We start from the raw sequence: 16747 nt of genomic DNA, 5'->3' as shown, positions 1-16747 counted from the left end.
TGTTTAAATATAAGATTCGTACTGTGTTACAACGTGCTACGACGAATCGAACTCGAGGTCCTCGCTACCGCCGAACGTGGTGATACGATCTCGGAGCTCGCGACGAAGCTCGACCACAGCGAGAGTTACCTCTCCCGTGCTGTCGGAGATCTCGTCGAGAAAAGGCTGGTCTACACGGAACGTGACGGCCGCCGTAAATACGTCACACCCTCGGATTCCCGGGCTGTTGAAATATACCAGGATCTCGTCCGCCAGCACTCTCACATCGACTTTCCCGAGTTACTGACGGGCAAAGCCCTCGAGGTCCTCTACTACCTCGACCAGCCACGGACCGTTGCTGACGTCGCCGAACGGAGCGGCAACTATCGCAACACCGTCAACCGGATTCTCAAACGGCTGCGAGACCGTGGCCTCGTCGGCACTGATGACAGCCGCTACCATTTCAATGGTGACTTCGACCGACTGCACAAGTTTGCTCGCGAACTTGTGCACCATCTCCATCGACAGCGTCTCGAATCGGTTGCGCCGAACGGGACGATTCTCTGGAGGGACTACGACGAATTTCTTTCCCAGACCGAGATAGAGATCGAGGCAGAGAACTTCCACGAGACCGGGCTTGCGCGGTTCGCGGCCTTCGATCTCCAGTTTCTGCTGACCCGCCATCGATACTACCTCTACTCTGAGGATATAGAGGAAGTCTCGCCGGTGGAGCTCTGCTGTCACACATTGCTGATCGACGATGGGTCCCGCCACCACTCGTACTGTCTCCTGTTGCTCAGCCACGTCGACATCGACGAGAGCGACCTCCGAGAGCAAGCCGCGAAATACGGCCTCGAAGACGAAATCGACACCCTGCTCCGATATCTCGAGACGCAGGGAGCAGTCGACAGCGACCGCCTCCCCGAGTGGGACGAATTCCAGAAGCTAGCTGCTGACTATGAGGTGGACCTACCCCAATGAGACCAACGTTCGGACGCGACTACATCGAGAACGAGTTCCAACGAATCGCAGATGGATTATCTGACCCGCTCACGGTCTATCTGATTGGTGGGGGCGCGATGTCGCTACGCGATCTTAAGGGCGCGACAAAGGATATCGATCTGGTCGTCGCTGACAGTGACGCGTACGGCCAGCTGTGGGCTGTCCTAATGGACCTCGGGTATGCGGAGGTACAATCGCTGGACGCCGATTATCGGGCGCTGGGCGCGACCAGCTGCGTCGAGAACGCTGACAGGTGCCGCCTCGACATCTTCAACCAGCAGGTCGCGAACAAGCTCGTGCTGACTGAGGGAATGCGGGAACGCAGCGAGTCGTTCCTCGCGACGGATCAACTAACCGTCCGCCTGGTCAGCAACGAGGATATCTTTCTGTTCAAGTCGGTCGCAGGGCGAGATGACGACGTCGAAGACATGAATATGCTCGTGCAGACTGGTCTCGACTACGACGTCGTCCGAGGTGAACTCGAAGCGCAGATCGACCGGCTCGGCGACGACCAATTCGCCACCTTCGTGAACGAGGCCTTGGTTGACCTCGAGGAGCAGTACGGAGTGACCACGCCGATTGAGGACCGCGTCCAGGAGCTGACGACGCGGTACTACCGTGGGCTCGAAGTACTCCAGGCGCTTGACGGCCCGATGACGATCGACGAACTAGCTGTCGATCTGAACCTAGACGTTGCTGAGGTCCGAGATCGGGTTGCATATCTCGCGGAATTCGACCGGGTACAGCAAGATGGTGATACAGTTAGTCAAGTGGAGTAGCCCGGTTCTACCCCTACTTGGAAGGAAGCTGTCCATCTGGTGGCGGTCTTTAGATAAGATTAATAGATGGTCGGACGTTTTCTGGCAGGGACACCTGAAAAACGCACCAACATGAGTTTAAGTCCTTATTTGAAATCCTGCCGTGTACATGGCTAAATGGTTGATGACTAAATTGACTGTAACTAATCACAATTGTCCATACGATAACAACTATATGACGTTCTCAACCAAATGTAACTCATGGACGACGATCTCTTTGACGGTGCTCCAATCCACGTCTTCTCAATCGGCGACGATGGCCGATGGCCAGAGCTCGTCGAAGCTGGCCAAATCCGAGTAGGGTATCCTGAGACCGATGGTGATCTCAGTACCATCTCGGGAAAGCGAGATGTCGAAGACCAATTTGATCTGGGTCGCAAGCCAGGCTGGCCGAAAAGCAAAATCCTCGCAAAATTCGTTACTGATCTCTCAGAAGGAGATCTTCTAATCGCAAAACAAGGCAAATCGACAATCAGGGGGATTGGTATCGTCCGCTCAGACTATCACTTTGAAGCAACACCTACAGTCGGTGACAGTAGTGACCAGCACTATCGCTACGTCGGCTGGCTCGACCTCACTTTCGACGGCCAAATCGATGGCATTGAAACAGATGGCGTGGTTAACTTCATGCGAGGGGCCGCTCGCAAGGAACACACCGACTCTTACACAGAAATTCGCAGTCTAATTCTCGACGAAACCACTAACGCAGTTGAAAATTACGGCGTTCATGTGGAGTCGGCTTTAGAAGTGATTGAGGAGGAAGCCACAGCTCGATCACTTGGATTTGCATCTGACGACTCCGTTGAACCTGAGCCAGTTTCGGCGGTGAATATTTATCGGAACCGTGGCAATGCAGACGACTTCGCAGAAAAAATCGAACAAACAGTTGGCGCTTCCATCGATGAGGAATTAGCACAAAAGCTCCGGAAAGTACTAGAAGAACATCCTGCAACGGACATAGAGACGCTCACCATGCTAGCAGGCGATGATGTCCGCATTTTTGGTGTCTCCAGCAATAATGGGCCCGAATATGCAACACTACAGCGAGGCGACTACGTCCTCCATCAGGTCGACTCCACAGTTCGCTACCTCCAGAAGGTAACATACTCACTCAATCACCTCCCAAATCATCTACGAGAAGAACTCTCCGAAGTTCTGTACGACACCCACGAATACCATGGAATCTGGATCGCGACCGGCGATCCATTCACCGTTGCTGAAGAATGGAGTTCCGTAGAGGGAAAATTCCAAGCAGAGCTGGATGGGTCCGATAATGAGAACCTATTGCTCTCTAGGATGGGCTATTTCGACCAGTTTAACCCGCACCTCATTGAGTCCGACGGTGGAGCAAGTGAGATTTTGACATCACTGTTCACAGAATACAACGACTTTGACATCCCAGAACCAGTTCTCATGCGAGATTACCCGCAGTCACAGGTTGCTGACGAACCGTGGACAGGACCAGACGTTGAAACCCCCCGTGATGGCTGCTTTATCGCCATCAAGGATGCTGGATCGTACAAAGACTCTAAGGATATTTACCATTTCAAGGCGGGGATTCCAGGAAGCCGGCAATTACGGAACGCGGAGGAAAACGGTGTCGTCGCACTACTTCAAGAACATGATGAACACGGGTGGCAGGTCGATAGTATCGGAATGGTTGGTGATATCGAACCGGTCAACCCACCGGATACCGAATCAGAGAATGTAGACAATCAACACTATTATCTCCATTTCGAAGAGGTATACTCGATCCCCCCGATCCGGTTAGATGATCTTAAGCCATACCTTTCGAAGGAAGTCCTCACCGGCGCAGGAATATTCAAAGTAACACCACAGGATCTGGATCTCATTCTAAGCTGGCATTCGGGAACACTCGAGATAGCGTTGTCAGAAGTTGATTCTGCCCGCCGACCAGATCTTTACAAGCAGTCACTTGTCCACCTGGTTGCAGGCCGGAATCTCGCCTTCTATGGACCACCAGGAACTGGGAAGACGTTCACGGCACGAGAACTGTCGAAGATGATTTGCGGCGAAGATGGAGTCCATCTCGAAACGGCACATTCTGAGTGGACAAATCACGAAATCGCCGGTGGGTGGCAGCCAGCTGGCTCTACAGATTCGGACAAGGAGTGGATCGCCGTCCCGGGAGTCTTGTCCCGCGCTGGAGCGGCTGCTGAATCTTCACTCCGAGATGACGGCCAACCATCCTGGCTGATCATCGATGAATTGAACCGCGCCAATCTCGACCAAGCCTTCGGCGAGGTTTTCACGCTTCTTGATCTCGATTACCGTGCGAATCGCGAAATCGAATACGGGAACGACAGCCAGCAACTCCCTCTATCCTTCCGGATTCTGGCGACGATGAATACGCATGATCTCGCACAATTGTTCTCGCTTGGGTACGCATTCCGACGCCGGTTTGCATTTGTTCGCGTTTCCTCTCTGACGGCGGACACCTCACCTAGTGATTGCAGTATTTCGACGCCTTCAAATACAACCGCGAGTGACGCGATAGACTTACTGAACGAAAATACGACAGACACAGCCGATTTGATCGTTGAGGCCGCCATGGAGCGCCTCATGTACGATGAGTCGGATTCACCATTCAACGGCAACGTAATTGATCCTGTAACGATCTTCCCCCAGCTAGCAACACCCCGCCGAGTCCAGTTGGCTCAAGAATCCCTTACTGAGAGAGAGTTCGACCTCGAGACCGAGTATGTCGTTGAGACGCTTGTCGCGTTCGCACGCTACACTGATGAGCGAGATCTCCTGGAGTTGGGACATGCAGTCCTAATGGACGCATTGACATATGTACTGGCACACGAGCTACTATTCCCGGGGGAGACGACGGCAGAGACAGTTGATGAGGCGACGCAAGCGTATATTGTTCCGCAATTCGAGCATGTGCTCAGCGAGTTGCGGCGAGCAGAGACACTCGGCGATGAGGATGCCATCGTTCAAGCCTATGATGATGTTGTTACAGTTGCGGATGAGTTAGGCTTGCCAGGCACTGCGCGTGCGCTCTACTCAGCGAAAGAGGCTGGCAGCATCCTTGAATGACTCCATTGATGCCACTGGATACATATCAGGACTATCAGGTCGACGACCTCGCTGTCGATGACGAGACTCTCGCCTACTTAGAGAATCGCGTATGGACACTCAAGGAAGTAGTCAATTCGGAATACAATGGCGGAATCGAGGAGTTCGAAGAGGGTCCACCAACTCTGAAAAATGGCGTCTTCAATCCTGGTGGGTGGGTCGGCGAGTTTGTTGAAGGGGTATCAGTATCGCCTCGACACCTGTCTGATGATCAGTTCAAGCAGATTGTTGCGGACGTCCAAGATTGGACAGAGGTGATTGGCCCAGAGACGATCGCAGCATCCCTACAGTTTTCCCCTGATCTGTTGCTTGATCAGAAGGCTCGTTTAAGTCCGTATAGTCGGGCGTTGGAGACCCTGACGGAACAAGTGCTCTCGCATCGATTACCGGTTCGTGTTGAAAATGAGCTCGAACGGCACTTGTCGCCTCGTGGCCAGATTGATGTGCTACGGACAGCCCAGGAAAAAGCAAGGCGCTCACAGCAAGTTGTTTCCCGTCGGACGCGGTTTCACTTAGACTCACTCCCGAATCTGCTCTTAGTCCGATTCCATGTTGCAGTGGCTTCCGAACTTGCCCGCATAATCGATACACACGAGCATTACGAGCAAGTGCTTGCAAATAGATTAGCGTATCATCGCTCGGTTCTTGAACGATCCCCGTTCGACCGGTTAATTGATCAGTCGCTGGAAACCACGCTCAGCTCGCCCGAAGTAATTGATGAGGCGAGATCCCAAGCCGGTACGGATTTCCAGCATATCATCGATCTCTGGGAGGGATTTTTGCGAAACGTGAATTTGGAGTTAGCGTTGAGTGCTGACTTTAATTCGGCGTTGAAGCCCATGTCAAAGACCTACGAGCTATGGGTGCTTCGGCATCTTCTTGAAGTAACGAGTGAACTTGCTGGGGACTCAGGAATCGCTCACCCAATCCAAGGTGAGTATCATATTGGGGAATACGTCGTCCATTACAATCAGAAGCCCTCGAAGCCGACTGGTGGGCGGTTTGGTGAGGAAGTGACGACACCGTTCACAAGCCGGTATTTTGAGCCGAATCTCGGCCGGTCAGTTGGCGAGCCAGACTTCGCAATCTCGTATGAGGGGGAAACCATCTGGATCGGGGATGCTAAATTCAAATCGAGTCCTGATTTGGACGACGTACGGCAGGTACTCTCGTATGCAGTGGATCTTATCCCAGCGTCTCGAGGAGGGGCAGCGTCGCTGTTGTATGCAAATTCAGCCTGTATTCGGACTGGTGGTCCAGTTCAGGACTACCAGTTGTACTCAGAACCGTTTCATCCGAACCATCTTATCGACTCTCAGAACAGACTCCAGGAATCGATTCAGGCGGCAGTAAATCGGACGACGGCGTGATCGATCTCACAGCCGGGTGCTTTCCAGGGCGGCAAATTCGATCTCGTTCATTCGGTATCATCGCTCGAGTACCTCAGCATCGGGGTGTTTCCCAGCGGGACCGGCAACTGCCTTTGCACGCTCGAGTTCGCGGAGGTCACGTTGAGCCTGTCGTTCGAGTGCCTCTGCTCGCCGACAACGTTCGAGGGCTGCATCGTCGACACTGTCCTCGTGACCGAGTGTGAACCACTTGCCTCGGTGATCGCGCTGCTCGAGCATTAGTGACCTTCTTCCTGTTCAGCGTATGCGGCGTCTCGAGCGTCTGCTCGGAAGTGGTCGTTCCGAACCTCACACCTATTCGAACAGAAGCGGCCAGCGTATCCCGATAGACTACGAGCAGGTGCTGAGCAGGTCGGAACTCGACACTCATCGCCTCTGCTCATCTGGCGATACCTCGGTAATGGAGCGCCTCAGCGTTCGCCAACGATGTTGGCTTTTCAATCATTTCCATAATTCTCCGCGGGTAACTCTCGTGAGCCCCGCAACCCCTCCAGGGGCAGATAAACCAACAAGAATGAGTTTGTTGACCTTAGAAAGTCACAACCCAATGTAAATCTCTGGATCGTCGAGTCTGATTTGAACATATTTCACGCTGGCTCTGCTAAAACCCTTGGAACTTGATAGGTGTCGCGTGCTGTATACAGCAAGCTGTCGCCGTTATTTTCATCGATCAAAAATAATAATTCATTAGTTAGGTGTTTCCACAGACTTTCTTGGACTCGCATGCTTGCTGGCAAAATTTTAATCAAAAGTCTGCGTCACTCCCTTTGATGGTGTTGCTAGCGACGACAGTCCTATATGAAATAGAGCAGGCAGATCTGCTGTTCTGAAAGCCGGGTTTCCTATCGTTGGTGTTGATGCTACTCCATGGACACGCGATCGCGGTCGGGTTCGGCGTACTTCGGGTAGTCCTCGACAAAACCCTCAGCCATCGAGAAGTTATCTATATTCGCAATGACGTGTCGCGTTGATTCACGGACTTGTAACGAGTTCTGGAATCGGACGTGGTCGATTTCGACTTCCGATTTCGCCGGTAGGAAATTGAACATCGTCGGATCACAGAACGAGAGAGAAACGGTTGGTGACAACGGAAAGTAAATCTGGATTCCCTTGCTTTGCAGCCCCATGCTCCCATATGGACTGTGATCGATGTCGTTGTGGCGGACGATCGGGTGATCCGACGTCCAATAGGGCATGTCCGTGTCGTTCACGTAGAGAACCCACTTCATATCAAGGACGATTTCCGCAAGATCCCAGGCGTTGTTTTGGAGGAATTCGCGCTGGAACCGAGTAGCACCCTCATCAGTGTCGAGATCTCGAAGCTCTTCCATCTGGTCCTCCATCTTGTCACTCATCTGTATGCCTTCGAGTCGGCTCCGGATTTTGGAGAACATGTCTCGGAGCTGTTCGTGGTTCTCACGAGTGCGGAGCTCCTGGACGGCGATTGAGTAAGCGATGGCAGATCGGTCGTTTGCGTCCAACGCGTTCAGGTCTTCGCTGTCGAGGAGGATCTCGTACGCTTGGCTGAAATCGCCCTCAATCGCTGCGAGCCGCGATTCGAATTTCTGGTCGGGGTCTTCAGCAATATCGTAAAAGTAGTTCTCTCCTGCGATATTGCTAATAGATGTTGGAAACTGGTTACGTTCCAGTTTGTCGAAGCAGTGGACAATAGGGGTTGATCCGGAGGTATCAGCAGCGAAGTTTCGAAGATAGAATCGAGGGACGTAGTGTTGCATCTTCACCGTGTTGCTCATAGGGGGATTGATAGTTGTTGCTCACCCAGCATAATATTCATGTTACACTGACTGAGTGTGGATTATCCGCTACTCTTCGAAGGCGAATGCATGCCTGATCTCCTGGTTGGAAAGGGATTGTATCGGAACAATGACGATGCTCTCGATGTCGGTGAATCCGTTCTGCAGTATCCGGCCGATTGTATCTGACGTCTTTCTCGCATCTGCAAAGAATTGGGCTGCGTGGATCTCTTCGAGGACCGTGATTTCACACATTGGGTGCTGGTGGGAGACAACTTCGTTGAGATAGAAGTCCGGGAAGTCGAGATAGAAATCGGCGAGTCCTGGGTTGAGATCCCAGGCAATGTTCTCGTGAACGAGATAGACATGTTCATTACAGTAGGCGACGGGTTCACAATATCCTGTGCCAACATTGGTCACGTCGTCGAGGAACTGGTTGAATTCGTGGCAGACCAATGCTCCGAACACAGGTGAAGTGAGCATTGAGTCACTGTCTGCAGCAAGTGTTTTAACGTGGGAAGGATCGATAGACGTGTTAGAGAGTAGAAATTCTACGAGGTGACGCTGAGGATTATCTGGTCCGCGATCGATGCAGAGCAGTAACCGGTAGAAATCGTCTGACTGTATTTCAGAGATAGAGTAGTCTCGTAACACTTCTTTAACGAAGTCCACCCGTTGTTTTGGCGGGATGTTTTCTGGATCCAGTTCTGCAAGTTCCTGGTCAGGATTTGCAGGGGATTTGCCGTCAAGCGTGTAGGTGAGGTCAAGGTTGTAAAGTGTCCAGAACTGCTGCCGTTCGAAGGAGTCACCTGATTCGAGGCCCATCCCGCGGAGGATACGGATTGCGGCGGGTTTGAGTTGGAATGTGTGTGTCGGTGGTGGTGGAGACCAGTTTGAGATTCTCACAAACCACGGTGACTGGTTGTCCTCTGATTTTTCCTGGCGTTTTCGTAACGTCGGCATTATTCTCGGGTTTTCACAAGCAATGGATATGAATAGTGAGTATCTGGGTTTACAGGACTGGACCGGTAAGCTCGTGGACTGAGACCGTTCTCACGGTGCGGACTTCACGACACCTGCATCAACCGAAACGACCTACCGGCCGACTACCGGTACAAATTCTCGCGTCGATCCGCCCAGTACACACGGATCGTGTTCTCTTCATCATCGATATTTGCACCGACCCGGAGACCGTTCCCGATACGGAACCGACCCTCACCACGCCCTTTCAGCGGCTTGAAATCCCACTGCGACGGATGGCGAAATTCCGATGAAGCAATCTGATCCAGCTTCTTCTGGATGTAGCTCCGCTCATCCGCTTCAAGCCCGTCAAACGCCTCCTCGATAGAACCAGTGAACGCGATTTCGTAGGCCATGATTTGCTTTGTAACGCCCACGAGAGACAGACTGTCCCCCGTGGACGCTACAGTGGCAGAGACTGGTAGTCTCTGCTGGGCAAGCAAATTTGGTTTTTGGGTATGGCCTACTCGGTGACCCTACAGAAACAAGGAAGAGATAAATAATTTTCGATCATCGTGAACCTCATTTTCCTGTGTAGGACAGTGGGGATCGGTTTGCTAACATATGTGGATTAAGGGACGGAAAATATATTCGCTCAGTTACTGGTGTGTTTACTGCTGGAGCCAGGCAATTCCCACAAAGCTATATCACTGCGCTGAGGTCTGGAGTCGTATGGCGAGTCCATGGCACGGACTGTACCGGGTTCTTGACACCCTTGATAAAAGCGAGTTACGTGCGATCCGACGTCGGTGTGATTGGTGTGAGGTACAGCCACCGGAGAAAGCGAAAACGGGGTTCTCCAAGCGGATCCGAAATTCGGCGAAAAAGTCGGTCGAGGACGGTGATTACACATTTGAAGAGATCGTCCGGCAGATCCATGACGAGATCTTTCGCGAAAGTCCGTATCTACCAGAGACACGGATCAAGCATATCCTCAAGGATACTCCGGTCTGTGGTGACGAACGGCCTCGCGAAGTCATGGTCTCAATGCAGATGTACGGAGCATTGCGAAACGAGTTTGGTAATGACTACAAAGTGTACCGCGAGCACCGCATCCACGACCATACTCGGACGCGATTTGACCTGTATATCGAACACGTCCCTTCTAGCAGGTGTTGGTTAATCGAGTCGAAGATCGCTGGGAATTTATCGAAGAATAAGGTTCTCGGCCAGATCTACAAGTACAACAGGCTGATCGACGAGGAAACAGAGAAAGACCGGGCACAGACCTTCCTCTTCGTGCTGGCGGATGACGAAGATGAGTGGTGGGGTGAAATCGCACAGGACTCGGATAGAACGCTAAGTGACTGTTTCGAACTGTCGGACAATCTTGAGGAGGAGGTTGAAAAGCAATCGAAGACGAAGGTGATTAAGCGCGTCCTCGACGAAGAACTTATCTAAGCAGTAGAAACCGTTCCCTCTGTTCTAAAAATCTAAAAATTCGAATTTACAAATCATATGGATACTCCTGCGTGTGGAGCACCTTTTCAAAAAAGTCTTCACTCTGGATCAGGCCCGTATCGTGGCGTTTCGCACCGACTACAGTTCCAAATCGGTGTCCTGAGTTTGGATGGATCAGATACGGACTCACGGCTATCAAACCTATGCACCCTCTCTTTGTCGCACCGATGACAGAAGAGTCGTTTCTTGGTTGGTGGACACGGCTCTTCTTGGGTAGCATCTTGTGACTGCAGTTGCTCGTGAAGTGCAAGTGCTGGAACCAGCCATCGGTGAGCTTTCTCTTCAAATCCAAGCACGTCCTCGAGGTCGTTGATCGATTGCCCCCACTCGTTGTAAAGCATTGGTGGCTTGCCATGGGCAGTTGACCATCTGATAGAATCCTCGCCGCTAACGTTGGCGAGTCGCTTGAGTAGCTGTTGCCCGGGTTCGGAATTTAGTGTAGCCGCTGAGGGCAGTGAGGTCCAGGGCTTGACGAGCTGTGGTGCTGGATCGTCGATGTCGTACACGAGTTGATACCCATTGATTGGCCCCTCGTCAGTGACAAGTTGGCGGCAGGCGGCTGTTCCTTTCGCCACAGCCTCGTAGTATGACCGTGCGTCTGTGACGATGAAAACCACGCTCAAGAGTACTTCAGTAGACCGTGACGCGTCTTCGTCGATCGGCTCGATATGCTCACTCAGACAGAACTGGCATTTGGTCTGGTCCGATGGAATTGATGCACCACATGAGCGACAGTCTGACTCCGGTTCGCGCTCTTCGGTTTCTCTGCTTCCATACCTCATCCGCCTGGCACGGAGATTGCGGTCTTGTCTTTCTTCAAGGACGGGATCTACACCGGATAGTGCCTCTCCAAGCGGCCGAAGTTCATGGTGATCGAGTTCTCTTTGATCCATCGTCGTACTCTTCGTAGGCCGCGTTCTCCTATTTAAACTCGAGGCGGGACCGATCGGCGTTTCTCTGAAGTGATTGTCCAGCTTTCAGTACGAGTTACCCCACGACATTTTCCAGTTGAACCCTGTGGGGTAACTACCCCTGGTCTTCGAGGACCTCGAACAAACAGTCACGATGTGCTCGAATCGTCGCTGTCGACGTATTTGCACAGTCTGCAACCTCTTGCTGTGAGAGCCCGTAGCCGAACTCATGGCTGGCTCGGTATAGACAGGTTGCGGCGAATCCTCGAGGGCGACGTCCACTTGTAATCCCAGCATCTTCTGCGAGCGTTGCCAACTCGAGTGCTCGGTGTCGAATCTCGTCTGGAACCTCGAGTGTGGCTGCGAGTCGCGGGAGGAAATTCTGTGGCCGTGGAATCGGTGTAGGAAGTTCGAGTTCGGTGTTCATCGCCGAGTACGCACACTCGAGGGCTGACCGCGAGCACGTCGCCAGCTGACTGATCTCCTCAAGGGCCCGGCCGAGTCCGTTGCACCGACACACTGCGTAGACGCTCGCTGCTGCAACCCCCTCGAGTGACCGTCCCTGACAGAGGTCCTCCCCTTGGGCACGCCGAAAGAGCATACACGCCTGTTCGCACAATGAGTCCGGTAACTCGAGTGCACTTACGATTCGACGGACTTCACCGAGACTGTATCCAAGATTTCGTTCACGCTTCGTTCGCCACCGACTGCGGCGATGCTCCCGCCGAAGGCGGTTGAGTTGACTACGTTTTCGTCCAGGGAGTGCGTTCCCTTGCCCATCTTTCTTCCATCCGATCTCAGTCGACAGCCCACGGTCGTGTCGGCCTGCTGTGAGCGGAGTGCCTGTTCGGCGCCGGCTCGAGTTCTCGGGTGAGTCGAACCACTCCGGCCCGTAGTCGAGGAAGTCTTCACCGACGATCAAGCCACACTCTCGACAGCGTGTTTCGTAGTTCGCTGGGAGTAGGTTTCCACCGCACTCAGGGCATGACGTCGTCGATCGCCTTGTCTGCTCTGTCTCTCGAGTAAAGTGACTGTTGAATCTCTCGTTTGTAGCCATCTTGCTCCGACGAGGCAACTGTCTGTTAACCCCGTCACCCCCTTTTGGGGCCATAAACCGTCTCGAGTGAGCTTTCCAGTAGTCTCAGTTAACGAATGAAGGTCCCGTCTGGAGCTGGGACGAGTCCTGTGTGGATCTCGAGGTCGACACGTCGGAGATGCTTGCACCCACCATTTGGCTGGCGCCGTCCGAAATCAGGACAGGCGCACGTCTCTTTCTCGACGTCGACCACGTAGGTGCCGCCACTCTGACTGAGAACATCGTAGACAGGACCTTGTTGGCCGAATCGGACATCCATGTTTTCGGTAAGTGCGCGACGGGTCCGTGGCTCGTCGATCGAGTATCCGCCCGCTTCGAGTGCAGTCGGTGGCTGTGGGTCATCACAGTGACTGGTGAATTCGTCTCGACGGTTACGTTCTTGCCTACACTTCCTGCAGCGCCAGTAGCGTGTACGGTATTCGTAGCCCTCTGTAAGGTCGATCTCGTACGGTGATGGCTCAGTACCGGGAAGCCACTCGTCGATTGCTACGAGTTCGTGGCCGTTCAGGTGGGCCACGTCGCCTGGGTAACTGCGATCCCGATTGCTCGTTGACTGGTGATTCGATTGATGTTCTTGATGCAGGTCGTTCTGGGTGGAGTGATCTATACTCATTGATGACTGAGGCTGTTTGATGTGCGCCTCAGCCGTTCAGGCGCAAAAAAAGCTGCACGGTTCCTATAGCGGTATCCACTCCCGAAATGCAGAGATGACGATTAAACTGTTTCACCGTACTGGCCACGTCACGCTATGGACAATGGAATAGCATTCACTCCCTGGACAGAACAAAGTTTCAATCCAGAATAGTAATCGCCACAAGGCTGGTCGTCACAAAAAATCGTGGATCGGTGTGGTGTTCTGTTACTTGTCTTCGCGCGCTTCTTCGACCTTCTCTGCGACCGTCTCGTAGGCACTGTCATCTGCAAACCGATAGGTACTCGGTTCGGAGACAATGACGAGCACGGTCTTTCCGACCGCCTGGTTCACCGCTCTGATGACCGCGTTGAAGTCGGTCATGTCGACATCGCCCAGTACGGCCTCGGAGAGCCCGTAGAGGTCGAGAATTTGGAAGACAAGGTCGTGGAACCTGCTCAGATCACCGAAGGGTGCGACCTCATGGTCGTCCCGGTCCTCATCGTACTCTAAGAAGAGCACGATGGGGCTGGATCCGCCTTGGAACGTCTTGTTTAGGAATCCGACCTCCACAAGACGATTGAGCAAGGATGTGCTGTTGAGCGATTTCAGCACTCGGGCCTTGTCGTCAACGACTTCCTCGACGCGGGAAGAGGCCTTGATCTCGTCTCGAAGCTCGGGGCGTTCGAAGTCACTGTGACCATTGACTGCGGCAATGGCCATCAGCAGCTGCTGTCTCTGGTGAGTCAGTTCGACCCACCGAACGTTGCGATCGTCGGAATCTGGTGTAGAGCTCATTTGTCGAGCCTGCCGCCACCTGAAGAGAAGGGAAAATTACTTGTCTAGGTACACCTAAGACCTTGACAAGCCCCTCTATCCCTTCTCAGACCCCCAATCCGGGTGGTCGACGCAGGGGTGATTTGGGGCTGCACCTTCGACCCACGGTAGGCCATCAACCAGATCGTGGGTCGAGTTCTCCGATGTTGTCTTCCTCAACCAGGCTGACCTTTGTCAGCGTTGATAGGGTGTTGGCGCGCGATCTACATAAATCCTGTGCATAGGCACATCCCAATGATGAAATCCTCTAAAACTACTATTTCGGGAATCTGATGCGATTTTAGTTGGGTTTGAGGTTTGTATTAGTAGATAATACGGGGCGACATTGGTATACAGAATCCAGATATAATTAGGCGTCTCTTAGGAAAATAACCACATCTGAATGTGGCAAACGATCTTCAAGGCATAGCAAGAGCTTCTGGCATCAAGGTATATACTTCTGGCTTGTCATTCCCAACTTATTCAGCTGCACCTTTCTGGGTTATCTCTTTCAAATACTGTTTTCCCCTTCTTGAGATATTTGGTATCAAATGGGCTCGATCTACCGTTCATAATTGGATACATGAAGATGATCTACAGCCCGAGAACGGAAAGATCCCGAATCACGTTGCGGGCGACGAGACGGTGATCCGACTCAACGACGAGCAGTATGGGCTGTACGATGCTGTCGATCCTGAAATGGGCGACTTACTCCACACAAAGCTTGAACCGACGACTAACAACATACTAGCTCACGCGTTCTTTGCTGAACTCCACGAGAAACACGACGTTTCAGACGCCGTGTTTCTCATCGATAGCCCGCACTCGCTGAAAGATGCCTGTTCTCGGCACGGCCTCAAGTTCCTATACTGACGCTATGAAAATCGGAACAGTGTTGAACGTGTCTTCGGTGAGGTAAAGCGACAGACTTCCTTGTTTTCAAACTGTTTCAGTAACGCCGAAGCAAAAACCGCCGACGACTGGCTCAGAGCGTTCAGATTCGCATAGAATCAGCTTATCTGAACACCACCGACTCGTCCAACGACTAGGATAAGGGCTGAATGGTAAGGTCAAGTACCCTGCAAAGGCAAAAACACGAATTAGAAAATGAGCGAGGACGAGCCACCGGAAGAACAGAAGGTAACCTCGGCAGAAGAACTGAAACAAATGTTCCAGGAGCGACGGGAGAAGAACCTGGAACTGATCCGGTTCGACAAGTGTAGAAAGGCACGGGATGCCGGTCAAGTCTTCGAATCCACCACTGCTGACACCCCTGGTGAAACAGTTGACCAGGTAGCAGATGCTCTTAACGTAGACCTCGACGAAGCCCGAGTACTACTCTCACTCTACACTGTGATCTACACCGAGGGAGGTGGAGAACAAATCGGATCACGGTCTGAAGAAATCGGTACAGACTATTTCAAAGGAGACTCCAAAGACGATCTGGCCGAAGAGTACGACCGGACAATCGAAGAGATACAAAACGACATACGAGCGTTCGTTGGCTCCCGACTCCGGGAAACCAGTTTAGACGATGTCGAGTTAGACCAAGAACTCCCTGACAACCCGCCTGACCCAAATCTCAAGGCGATTCAAAGCCTCGACATCAAACCAGAGGTCAGCAAAATAGCTGCAATTCTCAGCCCGAAAATCGCTGCCCAAGCACAGACCACAGTCTCACTGTTCGCATCCGAGATGGAAGCTGCGAACACGTTAGCAACGCACTCTCTCGCCCCAATCGTGGCGATGCAGGAGCAGTACCAGGAGCAGATAGCAGGTTTGAACGCGTTGTTCAGCGCCAATCTCGAGCCTCTGATCCAGCTGCAAGAGCAGTACGAGGAGATCAGAGAGTCTGATTTCGAGTTTAAATGGCTGCGAGATGTCCGCCACGACTCCTTCATGCAATTGTACAGGGTCTACAAGGAGGAGGGGAACGAGGCTGCAGCGGAGTTTCTGGCGGCACAGCTTCGGGACGACGAGGATATCAAGGAGTTCAAGGACTACCTCGGATCCTTCGACGACTACAACGGGAGACAACCGATCATCGATGAGGCACTGGACGCCCACCAAGAAGGACGGTACGCACTTTCCATACCTGCCCTGCTTTCACAACTTGACGGAGTGTTCATTGACACCGCTGTTGAAATCGGCATCTGGCCAGAAGACATAGACGATCTAACCAGTGTCCAAGTCGTAGGAAAAGGTGAGGGAAGCCCTCAGCACTTGGAAGACCTGCCTGAACCGTTCCGCCAGTACTACACCCGTTTTGTGTGGCCTTCTCGCAACGATATTCTCCACGGACGGAGAACGGATTTCCATGATGATGAGTTGTTGTCTGCGAAGCTGATCTGGTTGTTCTTCCAAACCATGCATTCTGTTGAAGATCTCCGTTCCTTGGACGATATTGGTGACATGTATATTGCGGGGAAGATCCGGGAAGAGGATGGTTGTGAACTGGAAGTTGTGGCGAGTGAGTTGCCGTATCAGGAAGGGTATGTGGAGAGCCGTGTCAGGGTTTTACAACGGGTAGATGTGGTTGAGCAAACGTCTGGTGATGAGTTTGTTGTGACTGAGAAAGGGGTGCGGTACTTGGAGGGTGAGGTGAGTTTGGAGTACGAGGCGGTGTAGACTTTAAAAACACTGCTTTAAAAAACACTACGCTCTTGTGTAGCACTTTGTTGATTTCACAGCGTTGCTTTGACAGCGTGTTTGAGCGCTTCTCTCCCTGGTTTTCGCAGTAACTTT

At 52.5% G+C, this 16747-nt stretch carries 14 protein-coding genes and 1 pseudogene; 7 read left to right on the top strand and 8 right to left on the bottom strand.

All coding sequences use genetic code 11. From position 1 onward, the window contains the following. Nucleotides 1-33: 33 nt before the first annotated feature. The 4 genes from C493_RS06890 (at nt 34) to C493_RS06875 (ending at nt 6274) form a co-directional block, all read left to right on the top strand. Entirely contained in the window at nt 34-960 is a 927-nt protein-coding gene (locus C493_RS06890) for an ArsR family transcriptional regulator (protein WP_007258703.1), read from the top strand. Next, nucleotides 957-1760: a DUF6036 family nucleotidyltransferase gene (locus C493_RS06885; RefSeq protein WP_007258702.1), complete on the top strand. Its 804-nt coding sequence runs from the start codon at nt 957-959 to the stop codon at nt 1758-1760. Before C493_RS06890 ends, C493_RS06885 begins: the two co-directional genes overlap by 4 nt. Nucleotides 1761-2000: 240 nt before the next feature. Next, the gene (locus tag C493_RS06880; protein WP_007258701.1) at nt 2001-4865 is read left to right on the top strand and encodes an AAA family ATPase; all 2865 of its coding nucleotides are present in this window, start codon (nt 2001-2003) and stop codon (nt 4863-4865) included. An 8-nt stretch (nt 4866-4873) separates the two neighbouring features. After that, the gene (locus C493_RS06875; protein ID WP_049889193.1) at nt 4874-6274 is read left to right on the top strand and encodes a hypothetical protein; all 1401 of its coding nucleotides are present in this window, start codon (nt 4874-4876) and stop codon (nt 6272-6274) included. A 57-nt stretch (nt 6275-6331) separates the two neighbouring features. Here C493_RS06875 and C493_RS23775 read toward each other — a convergent pair whose 3' ends face one another. The 4 genes from C493_RS23775 to C493_RS06860 all read right to left on the bottom strand — a co-directional run bounded on the left by C493_RS23775 (nt 6332) and on the right by C493_RS06860 (nt 9443). Further along, nucleotides 6332-6532 carry a hypothetical protein gene (locus C493_RS23775; RefSeq protein WP_083912382.1) on the bottom strand — a complete coding sequence of 67 codons (201 nt, stop codon included), beginning with the start codon at nt 6530-6532 and terminating at the stop codon, nt 6332-6334. A gap of 641 nt (nt 6533-7173) precedes the next feature. Beyond that, nucleotides 7174-8049, bottom strand: a complete 876-nt coding sequence (locus tag C493_RS06870; RefSeq protein WP_161606886.1) for a DUF4238 domain-containing protein — start codon at nt 8047-8049, stop codon at nt 7174-7176. A gap of 87 nt (nt 8050-8136) precedes the next feature. Further along, entirely contained in the window at nt 8137-9030 is an 894-nt protein-coding gene (locus tag C493_RS06865) for a hypothetical protein (protein ID WP_152421110.1), read from the bottom strand. Nucleotides 9031-9173: 143 nt separating this feature from the next. After that, nucleotides 9174-9443, bottom strand: a complete 270-nt coding sequence (locus C493_RS06860; protein WP_152421109.1) for a type II toxin-antitoxin system RelE family toxin — start codon at nt 9441-9443, stop codon at nt 9174-9176. 316 nt (nt 9444-9759) lie between these two features. On the opposite strand from C493_RS06860, the gene C493_RS06855 reads away from it, so the two are divergent. Then, nucleotides 9760-10488: a hypothetical protein gene (locus C493_RS06855; RefSeq protein ID WP_007258695.1), complete on the top strand. Its 729-nt coding sequence runs from the start codon at nt 9760-9762 to the stop codon at nt 10486-10488. A 98-nt stretch (nt 10489-10586) separates the two neighbouring features. Here C493_RS06855 and C493_RS22120 read toward each other — a convergent pair whose 3' ends face one another. From C493_RS22120 to C493_RS06845, 4 genes are all read right to left on the bottom strand, one after another. After that, a complete protein-coding gene (locus C493_RS22120) occupies nt 10587-11441 on the bottom strand; it encodes a biosurfactant protein 1 (protein WP_083912381.1) in 855 nt (284 codons plus the stop codon). 133 nt (nt 11442-11574) lie between these two features. After that, nucleotides 11575-12516 carry a transcription initiation factor IIB gene (locus tag C493_RS22115; protein WP_083912387.1) on the bottom strand — a complete coding sequence of 314 codons (942 nt, stop codon included), beginning with the start codon at nt 12514-12516 and terminating at the stop codon, nt 11575-11577. An 88-nt stretch (nt 12517-12604) separates the two neighbouring features. Continuing rightward, nucleotides 12605-13168: a hypothetical protein gene (locus C493_RS23770; RefSeq protein ID WP_083912380.1), complete on the bottom strand. Its 564-nt coding sequence runs from the start codon at nt 13166-13168 to the stop codon at nt 12605-12607. Nucleotides 13169-13414: 246 nt separating this feature from the next. Beyond that, nucleotides 13415-13909, bottom strand: coding sequence for a hypothetical protein (locus C493_RS06845; RefSeq protein WP_152421108.1), 495 nt, complete (start codon nt 13907-13909; stop codon nt 13415-13417). Nucleotides 13910-14483: 574 nt separating this feature from the next. Between C493_RS06845 and C493_RS06840 the strand changes: the two are divergent. Further along, a pseudogene (locus C493_RS06840) lies at nt 14484-15010 on the top strand (IS6 family transposase); the annotation flags it as partial. A 99-nt stretch (nt 15011-15109) separates the two neighbouring features. Continuing rightward, entirely contained in the window at nt 15110-16630 is a 1521-nt protein-coding gene (locus tag C493_RS06835) for a hypothetical protein (RefSeq protein ID WP_007258690.1), read from the top strand. Nucleotides 16631-16747: the final 117 nt, after the last annotated feature.

Source organism: Natronolimnohabitans innermongolicus JCM 12255, assembly GCF_000337215.1.
Lineage (GTDB): Archaea > Halobacteriota > Halobacteria > Halobacteriales > Natrialbaceae > Natronolimnohabitans > Natronolimnohabitans innermongolicus.
This window is presented reverse-complemented; position numbering and strand designations above follow the sequence as displayed.